This is a genomic window from Bacteroides sp. HF-4919, assembly GCF_018860125.1.
Genome location: NZ_JAHKNF010000007.1, coordinates 1 through 20,420, shown reverse-complemented (window position 1 = coordinate 20,420; position 20,420 = coordinate 1). Strand labels below are relative to the sequence as shown.

Below are 20,420 nucleotides of genomic sequence, written 5' to 3'. Positions count from 1 at the left end.
GATTTTGTGTTGTTCTGTTTGTATCTTGGTGCTAAACGCATTATTTTTATATTGGATAGGCATTTAGGTTATGAATTGAATATAACTTTGGGCTTTTAAAGTACATTTCATTTTGTCAATGAAATACTAATTAATGGGTATTTTACTGATAAAGAAATTTGTATGATTTTGCATAAATGCATATCGCAAAGATGCATAAACGATTTATTTTATTGTGTTGATCGTGGATTTGTTTACAGCTCTTGTATGTTATACTTTTATTTTCATGCTTTGGGCATAATAATGAAATTGAATGGTTATTTGTAATAAAATACCAATTAATTGGTATTTTATTGTACAGGAAAAATCCTTTAATTTGCAAAAAACTAAATTGTATTAATATGAAAAAAATATTCATTCTTCTGTTCGTTTCCTTAGCATTATTTTCCTGTGAAAAAGAAGAAAATAATAAAATTTTTAAATATCAGTTGCTGCCAAGTGAGAACGTATCTAAACCATTTAGTTGTTTGGGGGAGAAACGTACTATTACTTTTACAATTATTCAAAAAACATTGATAGATGATATTTTAGATTCAGAGGTTCCGATTATTCCCAAGGATGTTTCGATAGAATTTGATAAAACTCTTTTTTCTGATATAGAGACAAAAATAAAGGGTGATCAAGTTGTATTAAATATAACCTCAAATATTAATAAGGAAGATAAAATTTTGAATGTTGATCTACAGATTTCTTACTCTACTATTAATGGTATAAAAGTAGAAAAAATTCCCCTAATTATAGATAAAGGGAAGTTGACATTTGTGTATAAAATCCATTCGGAACAGAATCCTTTTGTTCTACCAGCTGAAGGTGGGAAATTTGAATTGCCTTTTATTTGTAAAAAACAAACATATTTGAATGATCAGTTTATAGAGGAAACTTATTCATCATTAAATGGATTGAGATTTAAAACGATAAGTACTGGTAATGTCTGGTTTCTTACGGTCAGAAAAGACGGAGAAAAAATAGGTTTTTACAAATTCACTTTTGTGGGAGAAGGACCATATAACCAAAAAACAGATCCAGAGTGTTATTTTAACATATATACCCATGATGCAAATTTGATTACAGATAATCCTACGGAAATATTCAGACAGGATTTCATACAACCCCAGACCCCGGGTGAGGATTATTATAAACCTTCTCGATCCTCTTATAAACATGGTACTTTTGATTTTTAACATATTCAGTATTAACCTTAATTATATTAATTATGAAACAGTATGTATATTTGTTGATTTTGCCAATTATGTTTTTAATTTCATGTTCCGATGATACAGTTGAAGAAATGGGTGGCTCTAATCATGTTCTTCTTGAGAGATACCCTCAAGAAGTGATAAATATTTCAATGGATAATCCAGAAAGCTTTGCTTCATTTAATAAAACCTCCGTTACTCGTTCTTCTGAATTATTGAAAGATAGTGTATGGAGTAGTGGAAATGGACATACATTAATTTATGAAACAAATGAACATATACCAACTCAAGGGTTAATGAGGTATATTTATTTAGGTTCAATTCTTCAAGGTGGATCTATTGAAAAGCAGCGCTTTGTTCCTATTGTAAAACCTATGGATCCAATTACAATATCATATTCTTTTCCAGCTCGTTGGGTTACTGATATTATCGCAAAACCGAGCCTTTCAGCACAAAGGCAATCTTTGCAGAATATAATGAATAAAGAAGGCATGACAGGTAAACAGTTGGGGTCTTTTACTTATAATATGAGGCAATTTTCCTATTTTGAAGAGTTAAAACTTGCTTTTGGAGCAAATGTCAACATAGGCGGGCTCCTTAATATTGATGTCAGTCTTGATAAGGGAAAAATAAGAAAGAAAACCGGATTGTTTGCGAAAATAGTACAACGTAATTACACTGTTGACATGGACCTTCCTGCTGATGGAAATATTCTTTTAAATCATGATGATATGGGATCTGTCGGTAAGTATGATCCTATTTATATCAGTTCCATTACTTATGGAAGAATGGCCTTAATTTCGATAGAATCTTCTGAAAGTTATGATAAAGTAAGAATTGCCTTACAAGCTGCCTTACAAGCTAAAGTTGTAAATGGGAAATTATCTTTTAATCTTGAACAAGAAAAGATTCTTAAAGAAGCAGAGGTGAACGTCATGGTGTATAATGGAGAAGGAGAAGGCACTGTTAAAACTGCGAAGGGGTGGAATGAGTTTCAAGATTTTATAATTCAAGGAGGTCGATTTTCTAAAGACCTGCCGGGAGATGCAATTTTTTATACTGCGAGTTATTTATCTGATAACTCTCCCTTCTACTCCAAATTTAAAATCCATTTAGAAAATTGACAATAACTTAGAACCATGAGAATCTTAAGATATACTCTGTTTTTATTTGCTATAGGATTAATTTCATGTGAACAAGAATTTGACAAAAAAGAACAGCAATCTGATTGCTGTTCTTTTCAAAATCTACCTAAGTATCCCGAACAAGTGGTGAATATAAATGTGCATAACTATATTCCTGATATGGGAGATAAGGTTTTATCTTCTCCTTCACATATCCATACAAGAGCTTCAGAAATCATTTCTGAGACATTATGGGATAATGGGTTTGGTAAAACAATTCATGCACAGGCAGATGAGTCGATAGTTTTGGATAATCTGAATCGATATATTTATCCTGGCTCTATCTTGGATGGGGCAAGCGTTGCCAATCAGGATTATAAAACAATCAGTGTCCACTATAAGCCTATAAATGTCTCTGTGTCCTTTCCTGCCCAAAAAGTTACAGGTGTACTTGAAAAGCCATCTTTGTCTTCATGTAGGCAGTTGGTAATGGATTTGATGCATCAGAAAGGTATAGGGCAACAATCAGCTTCCGTACACTTTGATATACACCGTTTTACATCTTATGATGAGCTGAAAATGACTTTTGGATCAAATGCCAATACGAGCTTTTTATTTTGGGGGTCGTCATCTTCCCAACAAGAACATAAGGAACGAATTAGTAAAAGTAGTGGCTTATATATAAGGTTTATTCAGAAATATTTTACGATTGATATGGATATTCCTGAGAAGAGTTTTATTGAAGGTAGTATCAATGCCCAATACTCTCCTGTCTATGTGAGCTCCATAGCTTATGGAAGGGTCGGCATATTAACTCTTGAAACCGATGAAATATACGAGAATGCGGAGTCCATTGTAAAGAAGGCCGTTAATGGCTTTTTATATAACAAAAAAGAATTTCTGACAGTTGAAGAAAAGGGCTTTTTTGATGAGGCCAGAATGAAAGTATATGTAGGGGGAGGAAATGGTGACAGTGGTGTAAAGACCCTTACCGGATTTGACGATTTTATCAAATTTATAAGTGAAGGAGGGCATTTTTCTGCAGAGACACCTGGTAAACCTATATTTTGCAGCTTTGCGTATTTGTCGGATCATTCACCTTATAAAGTTAAATTTAAAATTGATATTGATAGCGATCCTGTATATGCAAGAATTGAATATCGGAATCTAAAAAATGACTCCTATGTGGGTAGATCTTTACAAAGAGAAAAGATAATTGGCGATGTACATCTTGCCTTTTATGCTGATAGAACGGCTAAGATTCCGACAGTTGCTCCAAGATACATTTCTTTTAATATTGTAGAACATAGCAGACATTATTTGAAGGCTCGAATACCAAGAACAGAAAAGGATGATACAACAGTAGAAGAATTTGTTAAGAGTAATAATAGCCGTGGGACTGAATTACAATTAAAACATGATTTGTTGCTCACAGAATTTGTTTGGACGCATAATAACCCAAGAAGAACTCGATATGAACAAAACACTTTCAGATATAGTCTTAGTGAAGGTGGTTTTTACAAAATTCTCCCTGCTATAAATGAGCCAAAGAAGTGGCGATAATTTGAAGTTAGCACTCCTTGTCGAACAAATAAATAAGAGATATGGTATTAAAAGATAAATTGGTTATGAAAAAAGTATGTATGTTACTTCTTTGGTTATTTATATGCAATATTGGGCTGGTATTAGCACAAGGAAGGAGATTCGAATTTGAATTAGGAGCCAATTATCCAATTGGGCTACAAAAGAATGGATATAAAGAAAATCATGTTGGGTTTTATTTAAATGGAATATATAGGTTTTCCACCAATCCGTTAAGTGTAAATCTAAAATTAGGTTATGAAAGTTACACAATTGTACTGAATAATACTTTTAATGGAAGATCTTTATCTCTTATGCCGGCAGCTAATTATCATTTCTTACGGAATGAATCTGTTGATTCCTATGTTGGTTTGGGAACTGGTGTTTCAATTGATAATATAGATGTGGGAGTTTTCAATGAAGGTTATAAGTTGCACTTTGCGGTGGCTCCACAAGTTGGTATTAGATTTATAAACCATATAAATGTATATTTACAGTATTATGTGACACATAAAGATTTTTCCAGGTTGGTATTGGGAGTTGGTTATGTTTTCTGATATTGTCCAAGTGAAGAATAGATTTTTTTATATTTGTTAGATTTAGGGTGTCAATTTGCGTTTAACAGGTGCCAGTAAAGAGTATATTCTTTTACTGGCACTAATAATTTATAGCCTCTCGTTATTAAGTGATTATATTTTCAATCCTTTTCGTTGCTTGTTTTCAACAGGTGTGTTTAGCCTTAACTTTTCTTTAATTTCCTGAAATTTCTTCCTGAACCAATCGAGTATGGGTATTCCGTCAATGCACAGCCTGAATTTTCCTTTCTCCTGCGGGTTCCTCTCCACTGTTGCCGTTGAGTGCTCCGTCCTGAACTTCTCCTTGTACTCCTTTGAATAGAGCCTTCCCTTGAACTCCACGGGTTGCAGGCTGACAATTCGTCTTGTCAGTTCTTCGGTGAAGCCCACTTCCCGGCATTGTTCTGCTATGGGCATCAGTTCCTTTACAATAGGAAAGTAGGTGTCTATCAGTTCCAGCCGATTGTCGTATTCTGCGATTTTCTGCCGGTAGCTCCAGTCAACTCTGTTTATCTCGCTGCTGTGACGGTTTTCCATTTTTGTCTGCTCCCTCTGTTCGGCTTGCACCTGCTTTTGCAGATTCACAATGTTCCGTTTCAAATTTTCATTCTCCTCTTCCAGCCTCTTAACCTTGCTGCCTCCGAAAAGTGAGCTCACCCCGTCCGCTATGGCTGTGGTGGCGTTCACCGCCGCCCCCTTCATTTTCTGCACGTTGATTTCCCCCTTTACCTGCTTCAGTTTTTTCATTGCTTCCTCTTCCAGCCCCAGCAGGTTTTCTATGTTCTCTTGCAGGCTGTCCTGCTGCTCCACCAGCTGCTTGTAGTATTGCATGGTGGAAATATGCTTTGCCAATGAGCCGTCCACGCCTCTCTGCAAGCCGTACTTGTTCATGGCTTGGGCATAAGTGTCCTGATAGTGTTTTAGCCTGTGCCTTGCCATTACATCATCTGCGCAGAGTCTCACGTCCTGCGGGTTCTTCTTTCTGTACTTTTTTTTCCCGTTCTGTTCTTCCTGTCCGGCTTTCCTTCGCTCTCCGGTCACTATCGGTATGACTGTGGCGTGTATGTGTGGTGTCTTCTCGTCCATGTGCAGTACTGCCGATACGAGGTTCTGCTCCCCGTATGTTTCCCGGATCCATTTCAGACTGTCGTTACACCAGTCTTCAATCCGTCCTTCCGCTTCCATTTGCTTCATGTCCTTGTTACTTCCGGTAAGGAGTATCCGGATTGCCTTCACCTGATTGGCGCTCACCTTGCGTCTGATGCCTGCCGTTTCTATCCGGTGGGCTATCGCCTGCGTGCGGTTCCTCACCCCTTCGGGAAACTGTACGAGCTCCCGGTTCAGGTGTGTGCGCGTTCTGTCCGCATTCTTCGGGTGAACGGTGCGCTCTATGTGTGCGGACATCCTGCTGTCCGTCCCTTTTGCCTTTTCCAGATGCAAAACTGCATATCCCATAACTGTCAATAATTTCAGGTTAATACTTCCCCTGCCTTGCTTTTATGCCGCATGGCAGACGGGGTTTCCAAAGGGGCGGCGCCCCTATGGCTCGTTGGGGCTTTTTTAGCAATGTGTGCATTGCGTTAAGAAAAAGCCCTAATGAGCTATGGCTTTTTTCAAAGCCTTCCGGTGGCTCTACGGTTACATCCTGATACCTTTGTTTTTCTTTTTCAGTTGCTCTGCCTGCCGTTGTCCTTTCTCCGGCTCCGGTCTCTGCTGCTGATGTTCGGCTTGTCCGTTTTGCTTACTCCGCAGGCAGTCGTTCAGGTCGTTGTAGCCTCCGTATATGTGCGACGCGTCCCGGACGCGCAGCCCGTATTCCTCCCGTAGTTCCTGAACAGCTTCCATTCCCGCTTTGTCGTTGTCGAGGAAACAGTGGATGCACCCGTAACCGCCCAATGGTCGGATTGCCTTGGAGAGGTTGGAAGTCGAGTTCAGTACGATGTAGTCCTGCCCGTCAAGTTCGGGACGGTCGGGACACCTTTCCAGCCGCAGGGTGAGGAAAGAGAGGTAGTCCATGAATCCCTCGAAGATGTAGCATGCCTCCTTCGGCTCCGATTGCCGTATATGGGTGATGTCCTTCGGTGCTATGCATCCCTTGAAATGCTTGTTGCGTATCTCGTATCCTCCCGAACGGTTGGGGAAGCCTATAGCATAGTATGGGGTTTCCCCGGTCAGATAGCGGACCTCCCTGCATTCTCTTTTTGCCAATTCCGTATTTATTCCCCTTTGCCGCAGGTAGGCATACAGGGCGGGAGAGGAGAGCGGTACTACCTCCAACTGCCGGAAACTCGGCTTTGACAAGGGTTGCTTGCCAAAAGAGAAAGAGGCCGGGCGCACGTTTTGTGCCTGCTCCTTTATCCTTTCCAAGAGGTAGGGCAGACTGTCGGATGCGTATAGCTCCTGTGCCAGTGCGATGATATTACCACCTTTGCCTGCGCCAAAATCATACCATAGGTTGCGTTCGGTGTTCACCTTGAAGGAGGGTTCCTGTTCGTCCCTGAACGGTGAGTTGTACCATAGACTACCACCCTGTTGCCTTACCGGACTGTATCCAAGACTGTGCAGATATTCCTCTATGCGTATCTGCTTCGCTTCATTCATGTTCATCATATTTCTGTTTTAAGTAGATATTGTTTTTGGGGTTTTCGCCCGTACCCTTTCATGTGTAACGGGCTGCATCCGCTTTACTTTACTTTGCTATATATATGCCCCCAGACTAAAGTAAAGCGGTTTCCGGTCTGTGCCGTCATGGTGGAGGCCGGGTATGAGACCATACCCTTTTTTCGTACTGTCATACCGTTGTTCTTGTCAAGTGTGAATATTATTTTTTCTTTTCGCCCGTATCTTTTTGTATATTACGGGCTATATCCACTTTACTTTACTTCCGTATATATATGGTACGGGACTAAAGTAAAGTGGTTCCCATACAATACCGCTAATAGTGAAAATCGGTTTTGAAGGTGTATTTCCTGCCGTTCTCCTGTACTATCATCCGTTTGTTTTTCAGTACTGTAATGAGGTCTGTCAGCCTGTTTCCCCCAAGCATGACACCGACAGAGGCGTAGGTTTTCCTCAATTCTTCCGCAAGCTCCTTGTAGCCGTATTCATCTTTGAGTGTGAATGCCGCTTCCAGTGCGATGCGGTGCTGCTTCTCTGTGATGTCCTTGTAGGGGTCGAACTTCTCCCTTTTCCCTTTTCCCGGATCCTTGTGTTTGAACAGGTATTCGTCCTGCAGTTCGGGCAATGCCTCCTCGTTGATGCGGAATGCGAACGGTTCGAAGTTCATCGCCCTGATATGTGCTGCCTTGACCGTACTGATGTCGGGGTCCTTTTCGTCCTTCTCCACTTGCAGCACTGTTTCGGCCTTGTTGCTAAGCTCCGTTCCGATGTGTCCCCTTGCGTTCTCGTCCCCCTTGTTCTGATGCAGTATGGTGTGTATGTGTATGTGTCTTTCCCCCGTCCATGTCATCAGCAGGGAGATTACCTTCGTGGACTCGCTGGGACTGTTGATGTCGTACACCATATCCCGTATTCCGTCAATGACTACCAGCCCTACATTTTCGGTGCGGTAAATAGCCTCCCTCACGATTGCTATTCGTTCCTCGGGCGTGTACTTCCTTAGGACAAGGAATTCAAGGTCTTTATGGTTCCTGCCTGTCGGCAGTCCCGCCATGCGCAATATTCTTTTTGCCACTTTCGCACAGTGGTAGGAACTTTGTTCGGTATCCACATAGAGTATTTTCCTCCTGTTTTCGGGCAGTTCCGCCGTGTAGCTTAGCACTGTCCCGTTTTTCAGTGCAGCCGCCACGATTGCGGAAACATTGAAGGTTTTCTTGCTCTTTGCTTTTCCGATTGATGCGCTGAAGTTCCCCAGCGTGCCTATGACGGAACCGTGTACTTTCAGTATTTCGGGTGCCCTCTCGTAGTCTTCCGAAAGGTCGAGCCGTGAGGCTTGCCACAGTATCACCGCCGCTTCGGGCGTGACTTCTTTTCTTTCTCTGTACTCCATGTCCGTACCTCCTTATCTGCGTCCCCCGCTTTTGTGTCCTGCCAGTTCGAGTGCCATGTCCGCATCTACGATGATTTTGCGTCCTATCTGCGTAATGGCTCTGTCTATCTTCCCGCTTTTTTTGATGCGGTTTGCTGTGGGCATACTGCACCCGAACAGGCGTGCTATGCCGCCTATCCCGTACACGTATTTCTTTTCCGTATCGGCTGCGGGCTGTGCTGCTCTCGCTTCCCTTTCCTGTAAGGCGTGTCGGTTCAGTAATATGAATTCTTCTCCCGTCATCTGCCATACGGGCTTTGATAAAAGTTCTCTGATTTCCATGTTGGAATGAATTTAACGTTTGTACTGTAAGCCCTGCGCACGGGCTTTTTTTGTTTCGTTCGAACAGTGCAAAGTTAATCCCGGATACGGGTGGTAAGGATGTGGATAGCGTGAATGGAGTATCACGCTATCTCACTAAATATCAGAAGATAATAAAGAGTGGTGAAAAATATTTCGGGTGGTAAAAGTGGTTGTTTCGTGGAATGTCGTGGCGTATCGCTAACTATCGGAATATTGACTGCATTTCCTTCGCAAATATCTGATTGCTGTCACTGGGTAAATCGGTCCGGGGTACGGGTGCCTTGTATTTGGACTTGTAATATTTTATATCTATCTCCAGCAGTTTCATGATTTCCTCCTTCCATTTTTCTCTGTCGGGTTTGGAAAGTGTTTCTCCCATGAGAAATATCAGGTAGCATACACGTGCCTTTTCATCCTTTCTCACCTTTAATCTGCTCGCGCACGGTTGCAAGTTCATGTTGGCGTAGAAGTCCAGTTCATTGATCTCCTCGAACTGCTCTCCGTTGCATGTCTCGTGAATGGCCGACAGGAGTTTCATGGGGAAATAGACCGGGCTTTTTTTTGATATGGTGTCGGATGCGGAACTTTCTTTTTCTTCCTCTCCTTTTTTCTTTTGGCCGGTCATGTATTTATCAAGAATTGCCAGCAGCGATCCGTCCAGCCTGTATATGTCTCCGCAGTGGTTTTTCAGGTATTGCAGGGCTTCCTGCCTTGCCTGTTTCTTCTTTGCGTATAGTTCATCCAGTTTGGCTTTCTCCCTGTCGTATTCCTGCTTGCACCGTTCGTACCTCTTTTCCAAAAGCTCCTCTTCCTGACGGTCGTGTTCCCTGAAACCGACTGCCTCCAAAGAGCCGTTAGCTTCCATAAGTTCCCGGTAATATTCGTTTGTGATTTGCATTTGTCTTTCGATGTCCCGGTCATGACATCTTTCATGCTGCCGGCAGATATGTTCAATATCGAGACGGTCGAAAAACTCCTTGCAGGTATTATACATTGAGATATTGTTTTCAATCTCCCGTTTCAGACTGTTCAGCAATATAGAAAAGTGCGTACCCTCCGTTTCAAGCATGAGGCTGATAAGTGCCTTTTCAAAGGTCTGTGTGTCTTCATACTCTTTGTAAAAGTCATGAATAAACTTCTGCTTCTCAAAAGAGAGGCCGTCACCGGATGTTATTTCCGTATATGTCTTGTTGAGTTTCCCGTAGCGGGGTATCATTGAGGTTATTCTTTCTTCCATGCTATTGTTGTGTTTACAGTTGGTTGAATTTGTTCATCGCATTGGCCTTGATGTCATCGGCAACGTCTATGTATGGTTTCATCGCCTTGTAGTCGCTGTGTCCCGTCCACTTCATCACTACTTGTGCGGGAATACCCAATGCCAAAGCGTTGCAGATGAATGTCCGTCTTCCGGCATGGGTTCCCAGCAGGGCGTATTTGGGTGTGACGGTGTCTATACGTTCATTTCCCTTGTAGTAAGTTTCCCTTACCGGGTCGTTGATTTCCGCAAGTTCCCCCAGTTCTTTCAAATAATCGTTCATCTTTTGGTTGCTGATGACCGGAAGTGCCTTGTGATCTTCAAAGTGTACGCTTTTGTATTTTTCCAGTATCGCCTTGCTGTGGTTGTTTAACTTTATGATAAGGCTGTCCGCTGTCTTTACGGTTGTCACTTCTATATGGTCGGGCTTGATGTCGCTCCGTTTGAGGTTGTACACGTCCGAATAGCGCAGCCCGCTGAAACAGCAGAACAGAAAAACGTCCCTTACCCGTTCGAGATACTGCTTGGTTTGGGGTATCTTGTAGTCTTTCAGTCTGTTCAGTTCCTCCCATGTGAGGAATATCACTTTTTTGGGTGTGTTTTTCAGCTTGGGCTTGAAGCTGTCATAAGCCATGTTCTGATTGTGCCCTTTCTTGAAACTCCACCGCAGGAACCATTTCAGGAAGGCTATCTGCTTGCCTATGGTGCTGTTGCGCATATCTTTCTTGTTACGCAGGAAGTCCACATAGTCATTCAGACCGTTCTCGGTGAACGTATCAAAGGAAAGTTCATCCCTGAACTCTTTCAGGTGGTTCTTTACCGCAGCGAATTTTTCGTAGGTTGCGTCTGTCCAGTCGTTCTGTTTCCCGCATTCCCTTACAAACTCCTCGAACGCCTCCCAAAAGCTGATTTTAGGTCCTTCGGCTGTTTCCTGCTCTGTGACTGGTTCATCCTTCATCCTTGCATTGAAGCTGTCCTTTATCTGTGCAGGTGTGGGTAGTACGTTCTGTACTTCAAACTCTTTGAAGATGTTCTGTATCTCCGTGTACTGTCTTAGCAGGTCTGCATTGATTTCGGATGCGCTTAGCTTCAGTTTGTTTGTGCATCCGTTCTTTACCCTTTGTTTGTCCGTATCCCATTTGGTAGCGTCAATGCGGTAGCCCGTTGTAAACTCTATACGCTGGCTTGCGAATATCACACGCATACGGATAGGCACATTCTCTGTGATTGGCACACCGTTTTTCTTCCGGCTTTCCAGTGCGAAAATGATGTTTCTTTTGATATTCATAATTGGGTGTGTTTGAAAATTGACACCCAAAAATACACCCAAGAAGTGAGATATGCAAAGATATTAAGAGATATTTTATTTTCTGTTTACTTTGTAATAACTTGGTAATTAACAAGATATTACGAGTTTGTGATATTGTTTGAAATGATAGGTGATAGAACCTGTCTCTCCGCAAACTTATCGAATGGTAAGTGGATAAAAAGCCTACAAGTTCACAACTTGTAGGCTTTTTACTATTTATACTTTTTATTTCCAGAACACCTGAGTGAATAAAAAGGTATGATAATGCTACCATTTTATAATCAGACATTGCCGTATTGATGGAAATTATATTATTTTGACCGGTAGAAAATAAGCTATGAGACTCACAGACCCTAAATGCAAATACATTTTTGCCTTCATTCTTTTATTGGGGGTCTTCTTATGTGGGTATAATTCCAAACAGTGGTATGTCACAAATCATCGGATTAAAAAAAACATTTCTCTTATTTATTCTTGTTCAAAAGATAAAATCGGGCATGGACGCTTTGAAGAACTTGTAAAACAAGAGTTTAAAGCGCAGGGTATAGAGCCTGTGTTTGATGAATTTTACCTTGATTGTGACCGTTTCGACCAGAAAGTCGAAATGGAACATATAGGTAATTATCTTGAAATTCTGAAAACTAAGCCGATAGATCTTATTTTAGCGGTAGGGGACCAAGCTGCTTTTTCTTTGTTATCGACCCGTCATCGCCTTCTCTATTCTATTCCTGTGGTAGCCTGCAACGTGCATTTCCCTGATGAAAATCTTATAAAAGAGTATGAATCCAGAAAGGTATATGTGTTGAGAGATGCTCCGGACTTTAAACGCAATATGGATTTTATAAAGTCTTTGCAACCCCATGTAAATATGGAGATTGTTTATAATATTGATTTAACTGCTCTTGGGCATAAATCTTTTGACTTGCTGAATCGGGTTATCGACAGAAAGAATGTGCAGATTTGGGGGCATAAGTCAGCGTTTTCTATGGAGTATGAATACAAGGAAATGAGAGAAATGATAGAGTATTACAGTCTGATGCCTGCTGTCGCAAATCATAAATCAGAAAAGGAGGAACTGACTGTGAGCCTCTGCCCTTTCCGGTACATAAAAGGTGCTTCTTTGCTTGTTATGATGGAAAATTCGAAATCTGAGCAAGAGAGGAAGGCATTCTTACTTGATAAATTTGATCTGGTATCGCTTCCGATAGTAAATGCTCTGAATATACCTTCTTTCAGTTGTGTACGCGAGGGATTTGGAGATGGGAGTAAAATTGTAGGTGGTTATATGGCTACTGAAGAGATCTCTGCACAAGCTGTTACCGGTTTATCCGTCCGGCTAATGAATAAAGAGAAAATAGGTATGCCTAAGATAAGGGATCTGGAGAAAGAGTATGTGCTGGATTGGAGTGTCTTTTCGTCCTATAATGGTTATGATATTGGAAATGTGGCAAAGGATGTGCGTATTATTAATTATCCGTTCTATGACCATTACCGAAAGGAGGTTTATTTATTGGGTGTGCTATTTATTCTTGCATTCATTTTCATATCAATCAGCCTGTTGCGTACACGCCGACGTTCTCTGATAGAACGTAAGAACTTACAAATATTGGAAGAAGCACACAAACGGTTGACTCTTTCTGCCGACGGAGGGCAGATTTCATTATGGAATATGCAGGGAGATGACATTGAGTTTGATGATAATTATACGCGTCTGACAGGTATGGGAAAAAGAAGGGTTAAGAGAAGCACCTTTTTAGAGTATGTACATCCCGATGATTCTCAGTTATTGAGTTCTTTTTATGGAGCACTTTACAAATCTCCGGGCATGCAAATACAACGGGCACGTTTTTGTTTTGATGAAACGGAAGAATATCAATGGTACGAATTGCGCTGCCGGAGTCTGAAAGATGTAGAAGGCGAGATGATGCTGGCAGGTATCATGCAGAATATTCAGGAGGCGGTAGAACGTGAGCATCAGTTGATTCTGGCTAAACAAATGGCTGAGAAAGCTGAATTGAAACAATCTTTCCTTAATAATATGAGTCATGAAATTCGTACCCCGCTCAATGCAATTGTCGGATTTACGAATGTGTTGATAGGCGAAGGTTCCGAAGAGATAGATCCGGATGAAAAGGCAAGTATGCTTGATATCATCAATCATAATAATGAATTGCTTTTGAAGCTTATTAATGATGTGCTGGAAATATCCCGTCTGGACTCCGGAAGTCTGGATTTCGAAATAAAGGAATGGGATATGACAGAGATTATGAAAGAGATTTATCTGACGTATCAGCCGTTAATTCAGCCTTCCTTGCAGTTTCATCTTGAATTGGGTAATCCGGTTCCTTTACTTGTGCATATTGATCGTTTCCGTTTTACTCAGGTTATCTCCAACTTTTTGAATAATGCAAATAAGTTTACTCAAAATGGTCATATAACATTGGGATGCAAAGTGGACGAAGAACATCATGAAGTTTGTATATATGTAAAAGATACCGGTAAGGGAATCGATGAAAAGGAACTTATGATGATTTTTGACCGTTTTTATAAAACAGACGAATTTGAACAGGGAAGCGGTCTCGGACTTGCTATTTCTAAAGTTATTATCGAGCGATTGTCAGGGCGTATAGAAGTGCATTCAGAGAAGGGGAAAGGCAGCTGTTTTGCAGTGATTTTATCATTGGTGGATGTACGGAAGGATCATTTGGATGAGCTTTTATAAAGTGTCGTGGCGGGTGATCCGCTTGATCTGATTCAGCGGGGTCGGTTTCATGATAGTGTCCCCCCTGTACTTACATAAAAATCCCCCTCTGTCCTTTGAGGCAGAGAGGGATTTCAACTTATTATTTTCTCAATGTTTATTTACGGAAAGGCGGTTTTACTACCACAGCTTTCAGCTTACGGCCACGCATATCGATGCATATCTCCGTACTGACCTTGCTATATTCAGGCTTTACATATCCCATGCCAATACCGATTTTACGGGTTGGAGACATTGTGCCTGAAGTCACAATCCCGATCTTATCACCTTCAGCTGTTACCAGTTCGTAACCATGTCGGGGAATACCACGGTCGATCATTTCAAAACCTACCAGTTTGCGGACTGTGCCCTCAGCCTTCTGTTTTTCAAGCATTGGGCGATTTGTAAAGTTCTTGCCATCCACGAATTTAGTAATCCAACCAAGTCCGGCTTCAATAGGAGAGGTAGTGTCATCCAGATCATTGCCATACAGGCAAAATCCCATTTCAAGTCGAAGTGTGTCACGTGCGCCAAGTCCTATCGGCTTAATGCCAAACTCGGCTCCTGCTTCGAAAACGGCATTCCAGATCTTTATGGCAGCATCAGGATAGAAATAAAGTTCAAATCCACCGGCTCCGGTATATCCCGTGTTAGAAATAATCACATTTTTCTCACCGGCAAACTCACCAACCTTAAATGTATAATAAGGAATATCGGAAAGGTTGATGTCTGTCAACTTTTGCAGAGCTTGAATAGCTTTCGGACCTTGTACGGCGAGTTGCGCCATATTATCAGAAGAATTTTCCAGTTCGGCTCCTTCTGTATTGTGAGAGACGCACCAATTCCAGTCTTTCTCTATGTTTGAAGCGTTGACAACCAATAAATACTTTTCCGGTTCATATTGATAGACCAGCAGGTCATCAACAATACCGCCGTCTTCATTCGGAAAACAGGTATATTGAATTTTGCCCGGCACCAAAGCTGCCACGTTATTTGAGGTCACTTTCTGCAAAAAAGCCAATGCATGAGGCCCTTTCACCCAAAATTCACCCATGTGGGAGACATCGAAAACACCGACACTATTACAGACAGTAAGGTGTTCGTCAATGATACCGGTGTATTCAATAGGCATGTTATATCCTGCAAACTCGTGCATCTTAGCACCAAGTGCGATATGTTTCTCGGTAAATGGAGTGGTTTTCATGAAATGAGAATTTAAGAATTATATAAATAATGATTATTTAGAAGCTACAAGTTCAGCAATCTTCACAATGACTTTCATTGCCTTTTCCATGTTCTGGATCGGAACAAATTCATAGCGGCCATGGAAGTTCAGCCCACCTGCAAAGATGTTAGGACAGGGTAAACCTTTGAATGACAATTGGGCTCCATCCGTTCCTCCACGAATTGGTTTCACATTCGGCTTCACGCCTACAGCCTCCATTGCGGCAAAAGCAGTATCGATAATATGCATCACAGGCTCAATCTTTTCTCGCATATTATAGTATTGGTCACGCAACTCAAGAGTGGCGGTACCTTTACCAAACTCTGCGTTGATCTTGTTTACCAGATGCTCTATTTCTTTCTTGCGATCTTCAAATTTATTGCGATCATGGTCACGAATGATATAGGATACAGTACTCTGCTCTACATCCCCCTGGATACCGATAAGATGATAGAATCCTTCGTATCCGGAAGTATGTTCCGGAGTTTCATGCCGGGGAAGCATGGTGATGAATTGATTGGCTATGCGGATAGAGTTAATCATTTTATGTTTCGCATATCCCGGATGTACATTACGTCCCTTAAAAATGATTTTGGCAGCAGCGGCATTAAAGTTTTCAAACTCCAATTCCCCGACTTCTCCTCCATCCATCGTATAAGCCCATTCACATCCGAATTTCTGAACATCAAACTTATGGGCACCTTCACCTATTTCTTCATCCGGATTGAAACCGATCCGGATTTTGCCATGTTTAATTTCGGGATGTTCTTGCAGATAGACAACGGCTGATACAATCTCGGCAATACCTGCTTTGTCGTCTGCTCCTAATAAGGTTTTACCATTGGTGACAATCAGATCTTCTTCTTTGTGATCAAGCAATTCGGGAAATTGAGCCGGTGAAAGCACAATGTTTTCTTCGGTACAGAGTACAATATCCGAACCATCATATTTTTCTACAATGCGTGGAGTTACATTTTTTCCACTCATGTCGGGACTCGTATCCATATGTGCTATGAAACCGATAACAGGTACTTCCTTGTCTGTATTGGCCGGCAATGTTGCAAAAAGATAACCGTTTTCATCCAATGTTATATCTTCTAACCCCAAAGACTCTAATTCGGACTTTAGATATTCGGCAAATACCATCTGTCCCGGAGTACTGGGAGTAAGTCTTGTCAGTTCGTCCGACTGTGTGTCAAAGCTTACATACTTTAAAAAACGTTCTACTAAATTCATATCATTAAGAATTAATAATTTGCTAATCTATTATTTTTCACGCCTGTAAAGGTAAAAAAAGAGCCGTGAACTGCCAAGCAATTCACGGCTCTTTTTTAATACATTATTCTATATTTAGTCACTAATAGCTACTTAGAAACAGCTGGAGCCATCGAAACAATGGGTGCAGACCTTACATTTTGGCAGTCCGATAGCTTCAATTAGTGTTTCAATCGTATTGAATTTGAGGGAAGAAAGTCCAAAACGCTCAGCAATAATACTTACCATTTTTTCATATTCCGGTGAACCGGTAGTAGCATATTTATCCAGGTTTTTATTTTTATCTCCTTCCAAGTCCTTTATTATTTGTCTGGTGATCAGTTCCATATCTGATTTTGAAGCAGTAAACCCAATAAAGGGACAGCCATAAATCAGCGGTGGACATCCAATACGCATATGTACTTCTTTTGCACCATAATCAAAAAGTATTTTCACATTATCGCGCAACTGCGTACCGCGTACAATGGAGTCGTCACAAAAGATGATACGCTTGTCCTGAAGCATTGCACGGTTAGGTATTAATTTCATCTTTGCCACCAGAGAACGTAATTCCTGCTTACTCGGAGTAAAACTACGAGGCCAGGTGGGAGTATATTTAGTAATGGCTCTATGATAAGGAATCCCTTTCCCTTCTGCATAACCTAACGCCTGTCCAATACCCGAATCCGGGATTCCACAAACGCAATCGGCGTCAAAATTATCTTGTTCTCCCATTTTCATTCCGCTCGTGAAACGCACCTCCTCTACATTACGGCCTTCATAGCATGAATTGGGAAAGCCGTAATATACCCAAAGGAATGAACAAATCTGCATTTTATCGTTAGGCTTACGGAGTTGTTCTAAACGGTCGGCGTGCATACGGACAATCTCACCGGGACCCAAATAACGTTCTATTTCAAAATCAAGATTCGGAAAACTGTTGGATTCACTGGTAGCAGCATAAGCCCCCTCTTTTTTACCGATAATTATAGGAGTACGTCCCCATTTGTCACGTGCGGCAATCACTCCATCTTCTGTTAACAGAAGCATGGAACACGATCCCTTGATATGGTTATATACGTTTTCAATCCCTTCAACGAAGTTTTTTCCTTGAATAATCAATAAAGCAATAAGTTCAGTCTGATTGGTGTTACCCGAACTAAGTTCGGCGAAATGCATGTTTTGTGAGAGTAGTTCCTCTTCAAGTTCTTTGAGGTTGGTGATCTTTGCGACTGTAACAATGGCGAATCTGCCAAGATGTGAATTGATAATAATGGGTTGTGCGTCTGTATCACTGATAATGCCTATACCGGCATTTCCTTTAAATTTATCAAGTTCCTCCTCAAACTTAGTCCGGAAATATGAACTTTGTAAATTGTGGATCGAACGGATAAATCCTTGTTCTTCACTATATGTCGCCAGTCCTCCCCGTTTTGTTCCCAGGTGTGAGTTATAGTCTGTGCCGTAGAATAAATCGGTCACACAGCTCGTTTTCGAGACTGTTCCGAAAAAACCTCCCATATGATTCTTTTTTGATGTTGTTTTTAAAAAGATGGCGCAAAAGTACAAAAAAGATTCGTGTTGGCATAGGTTTCTATAAGAAATCAGTTTTTCAGGCGATCCTCCAGAAACGCCTGTAAAATACGGGCATGATTATAAACCGGTTCCTTAGAAGCATATAAAAGAGTGACTGTTTTATAAGGATGTATCCGGACTAAAAAATCAGCTACTTTATCGGAGGTTTCAAGCTCTTTCCGGTACATTGCCGCAAATTCTTCCCAATGTCCTGGGATATCTCCGTGAAACCATTTTCTCAAATCGGAAGAGGGAGTCAGTTCCTTCGCCCAATAATCATACTTTAAATATTCTTTTTTCATTCCACGAGGCCAAAGCCGGTCAACCAGTACACGATAGCCATCCTGTTCCGAAGGATCTTCATATACACGTTTAATTCTTATCTGATTCATATCAATGATCTTTTGATTATAATAACTTAATAGAAATAGAAAAAGTTTATGGAAGAAAGGACAAATCATCATACCTTAAGAAAATGTGAGTTTTAAAATATAAACATTGTAAGTGCATCGTTCTTCAAGTGGAGATTGATAAGAGAAGTTATGAAAGATGAAAATCGGAACATAAGGAATTAACAAACCATTCATTTTGTTTGTAGAGCTTCATATTGGTATTATACCTATTTAATTATTATAATCTGCTGAGAAACAATTTTATGTGAATAGCTCTGCAAAGCGATCTAAACGCTCTTTTTCTATTCCAATTATAAATACCTATTTTACAAAGGTTTGCATTTAATTCAAAAATTACTTCCCAGAAATAGGCTTGCGGAAATTTGCAAGCTACAAAAATAAATTATATTTTTGCGGATGTTTTTGCAAAACCGGTTTACATGAATCGGATCGATAAAACAATTATTGGCGAATAATTAACTATTAATGTTTAACCAAACCAATTTAAAATTTAGAAAAAATGAAGAAAAGTATTATTATGTTTGCATTAGCAGCATTGATGAGCACAAGCGTTTTCGCTCAAAACAATGATGCAGAACGCCTTCCGGGGTACAAAACAACTTTCGAAGGTAATGGATTTTGGAATAATTGGTATATGTCTTTAAACTTTGGTGCGCAGTCTCTCTTCGCTGAAAACTCTAAAGATGCAAAATTCAGAAACACTATAACTTTTATGCCGACTCTTTCGGTAGGTAAATGGTTCAACCCTTATTGGGGAGTTCGTTTGCAGGGTACAGGTGGCTCATTGCATGGATTTACATCTGGAGCTAATTCAATGTTACATTATCAATATGGTGCCGTTCATGCAGACTTTATGTTTGGACTGATCAATTTCTTCGCTCCTTATAAAGAAAATCGTCGTTTTGACATCGTTCCTTTTGCAGGTATCGGTGGAGCATTCATCCGCAAAGGTGACCAGTCATTTACAATCAATGCAGGTATTCAGGCACGCTACCGTATTTCAAAGCGTTTCGATATCAATGTTGAATACCAGGGAGCTATTTTAGACGACGATATGGTAGTTCGCGGCGGTTTCCCGAACGATGGAATCAGTGGGCTGACAGCCGGCGTTACTTTCCGTTTCGGAAAAACCGGTTTCAAGAAAGGTTACTCTTCACGTCAGTACAATGCAATTAAGAGCAACTATTCTGACTTAGAGGCAAACTATACTTCTTTGAAAAAAGAAAATGCTGCACAACAAGCCGAAATTGCTGAGTTGAAAGCACGTAAGCCGGAGGTTATCAAAGAAGAAACCGTAATCGATAATTCAGAAATCAAGGCTCTCCCAAGTACTATCACTTTCCCGTTCAACAGCAGTAAAATTGAACTCTCACAGGAAGTAAGTATCTTCAATATTGCTGAATTCTTAAAAGCAAATCCTGAAATCCGTGTTCGTCTGACTGGTTACGCCGACAAACGTGGTTCGGAACAAGCTAACAGAATTGTTTCTGAAAGACGTGCCAATGCAGTGACAGAGGTATTTGTCAATAAGTACGGAATTGCTAAAGATCGTATCACTACAGAATTCAAAGGTACCAGCACTAAATTTGAAAATGATGACTGGAACCGTGCAGTAGTTGTGGAATTGATTAAGTAATAACAATTATACTACCTTTTTTAAGAATGAGGGTGTCCGAAAAGGGTACCCTCTAACTTTTTTCTTTTTTTGTGATTTATCCAACAACTTATAAAAATGCCCCTCATGAAACTCAATTTTCTCCCTTTATCAGTCTTATAATCCTTT

The 20,420-nt window shown here is 40.8% G+C and carries 16 protein-coding genes; 6 read left to right on the top strand and 10 right to left on the bottom strand.

Features of this window, described 5'->3' with window-relative positions; genetic code table 11:
• The first annotated feature begins 380 nt into the window (after positions 1-380).
• Genes KO473_RS12995 through KO473_RS12980 form a run of 4 tightly spaced genes read left to right on the top strand, consistent with a single transcriptional unit; the run spans position 381 to position 4,497 of the window.
• Positions 381-1,220 (top strand): hypothetical protein, encoded by an 840-nt coding sequence (locus KO473_RS12995; protein WP_005809737.1) that lies wholly within the window; start codon positions 381-383, stop codon positions 1,218-1,220.
• A gap of 32 nt (positions 1,221-1,252) precedes the next feature.
• Positions 1,253-2,359, top strand: a complete 1,107-nt coding sequence (locus KO473_RS12990; RefSeq protein ID WP_005809735.1) for a thiol-activated cytolysin family protein — start codon at positions 1,253-1,255, stop codon at positions 2,357-2,359.
• Positions 2,360-2,374: 15 nt separating this feature from the next.
• Complete coding sequence (locus tag KO473_RS12985; protein WP_005818873.1) at positions 2,375-3,922, top strand: thiol-activated cytolysin family protein; 1,548 nt, start codon at positions 2,375-2,377, stop codon at positions 3,920-3,922.
• Between the two features lie 41 nt (positions 3,923-3,963).
• Positions 3,964-4,497 (top strand): porin family protein, encoded by a 534-nt coding sequence (locus tag KO473_RS12980; RefSeq protein WP_005809729.1) that lies wholly within the window; start codon positions 3,964-3,966, stop codon positions 4,495-4,497.
• Between the two features lie 132 nt (positions 4,498-4,629).
• Here KO473_RS12980 and mobV read toward each other — a convergent pair whose 3' ends face one another.
• The 6 genes from mobV to KO473_RS12950 form a co-directional block, all read right to left on the bottom strand.
• Positions 4,630-5,970: a MobV family relaxase gene (gene mobV, locus KO473_RS12975; protein WP_005809727.1), complete on the bottom strand. Its 1,341-nt coding sequence runs from the start codon at positions 5,968-5,970 to the stop codon at positions 4,630-4,632.
• 183 nt (positions 5,971-6,153) lie between these two features.
• Entirely contained in the window at positions 6,154-7,122 is a 969-nt protein-coding gene (locus KO473_RS12970) for a toprim domain-containing protein (protein ID WP_045899480.1), read from the bottom strand.
• Positions 7,123-7,450: 328 nt separating this feature from the next.
• Positions 7,451-8,524 carry an AAA family ATPase gene (locus tag KO473_RS12965; protein WP_005809724.1) on the bottom strand — a complete coding sequence of 358 codons (1,074 nt, stop codon included), beginning with the start codon at positions 8,522-8,524 and terminating at the stop codon, positions 7,451-7,453.
• 12 nt (positions 8,525-8,536) lie between these two features.
• Positions 8,537-8,845 carry a DUF3853 family protein gene (locus KO473_RS12960; RefSeq protein ID WP_005809723.1) on the bottom strand — a complete coding sequence of 103 codons (309 nt, stop codon included), beginning with the start codon at positions 8,843-8,845 and terminating at the stop codon, positions 8,537-8,539.
• A 223-nt stretch (positions 8,846-9,068) separates the two neighbouring features.
• Positions 9,069-10,103, bottom strand: coding sequence for a hypothetical protein (locus KO473_RS12955; RefSeq protein ID WP_032562619.1), 1,035 nt, complete (start codon positions 10,101-10,103; stop codon positions 9,069-9,071).
• Positions 10,104-10,116: 13 nt separating this feature from the next.
• Positions 10,117-11,409, bottom strand: a complete 1,293-nt coding sequence (locus tag KO473_RS12950; RefSeq protein WP_216035125.1) for a site-specific integrase — start codon at positions 11,407-11,409, stop codon at positions 10,117-10,119.
• 358 nt (positions 11,410-11,767) lie between these two features.
• Between KO473_RS12950 and KO473_RS12945 the strand changes: the two genes are divergently transcribed.
• Complete coding sequence (locus tag KO473_RS12945; protein ID WP_122130773.1) at positions 11,768-14,152, top strand: HAMP domain-containing sensor histidine kinase; 2,385 nt, start codon at positions 11,768-11,770, stop codon at positions 14,150-14,152.
• A 136-nt stretch (positions 14,153-14,288) separates the two neighbouring features.
• On the opposite strand, the gene gcvT is transcribed toward KO473_RS12945, so the two are convergent.
• From gcvT to KO473_RS12925, 4 genes are all read right to left on the bottom strand, one after another.
• Positions 14,289-15,374 carry a glycine cleavage system aminomethyltransferase GcvT gene (gcvT, locus tag KO473_RS12940; protein WP_005809715.1) on the bottom strand — a complete coding sequence of 362 codons (1,086 nt, stop codon included), beginning with the start codon at positions 15,372-15,374 and terminating at the stop codon, positions 14,289-14,291.
• Positions 15,375-15,407: 33 nt separating this feature from the next.
• Positions 15,408-16,631, bottom strand: a complete 1,224-nt coding sequence (gene pepT / locus KO473_RS12935; protein WP_122130771.1) for a peptidase T — start codon at positions 16,629-16,631, stop codon at positions 15,408-15,410.
• Between the two features lie 132 nt (positions 16,632-16,763).
• On the bottom strand, positions 16,764-18,170 hold the full coding sequence (locus KO473_RS12930) for an amidophosphoribosyltransferase (RefSeq protein WP_122130769.1): 1,407 nt from the start codon (positions 18,168-18,170) through the stop codon (positions 16,764-16,766).
• 83 nt (positions 18,171-18,253) lie between these two features.
• The gene (locus KO473_RS12925; protein WP_005775985.1) at positions 18,254-18,616 is read right to left on the bottom strand and encodes a DUF488 domain-containing protein; all 363 of its coding nucleotides are present in this window, start codon (positions 18,614-18,616) and stop codon (positions 18,254-18,256) included.
• A 520-nt stretch (positions 18,617-19,136) separates the two neighbouring features.
• On the opposite strand from KO473_RS12925, the gene KO473_RS12920 reads away from it, so the two are divergent.
• A complete protein-coding gene (locus KO473_RS12920) occupies positions 19,137-20,273 on the top strand; it encodes an OmpA family protein (protein ID WP_005775986.1) in 1,137 nt (378 codons plus the stop codon).
• Positions 20,274-20,420 lie beyond the last annotated feature (147 nt).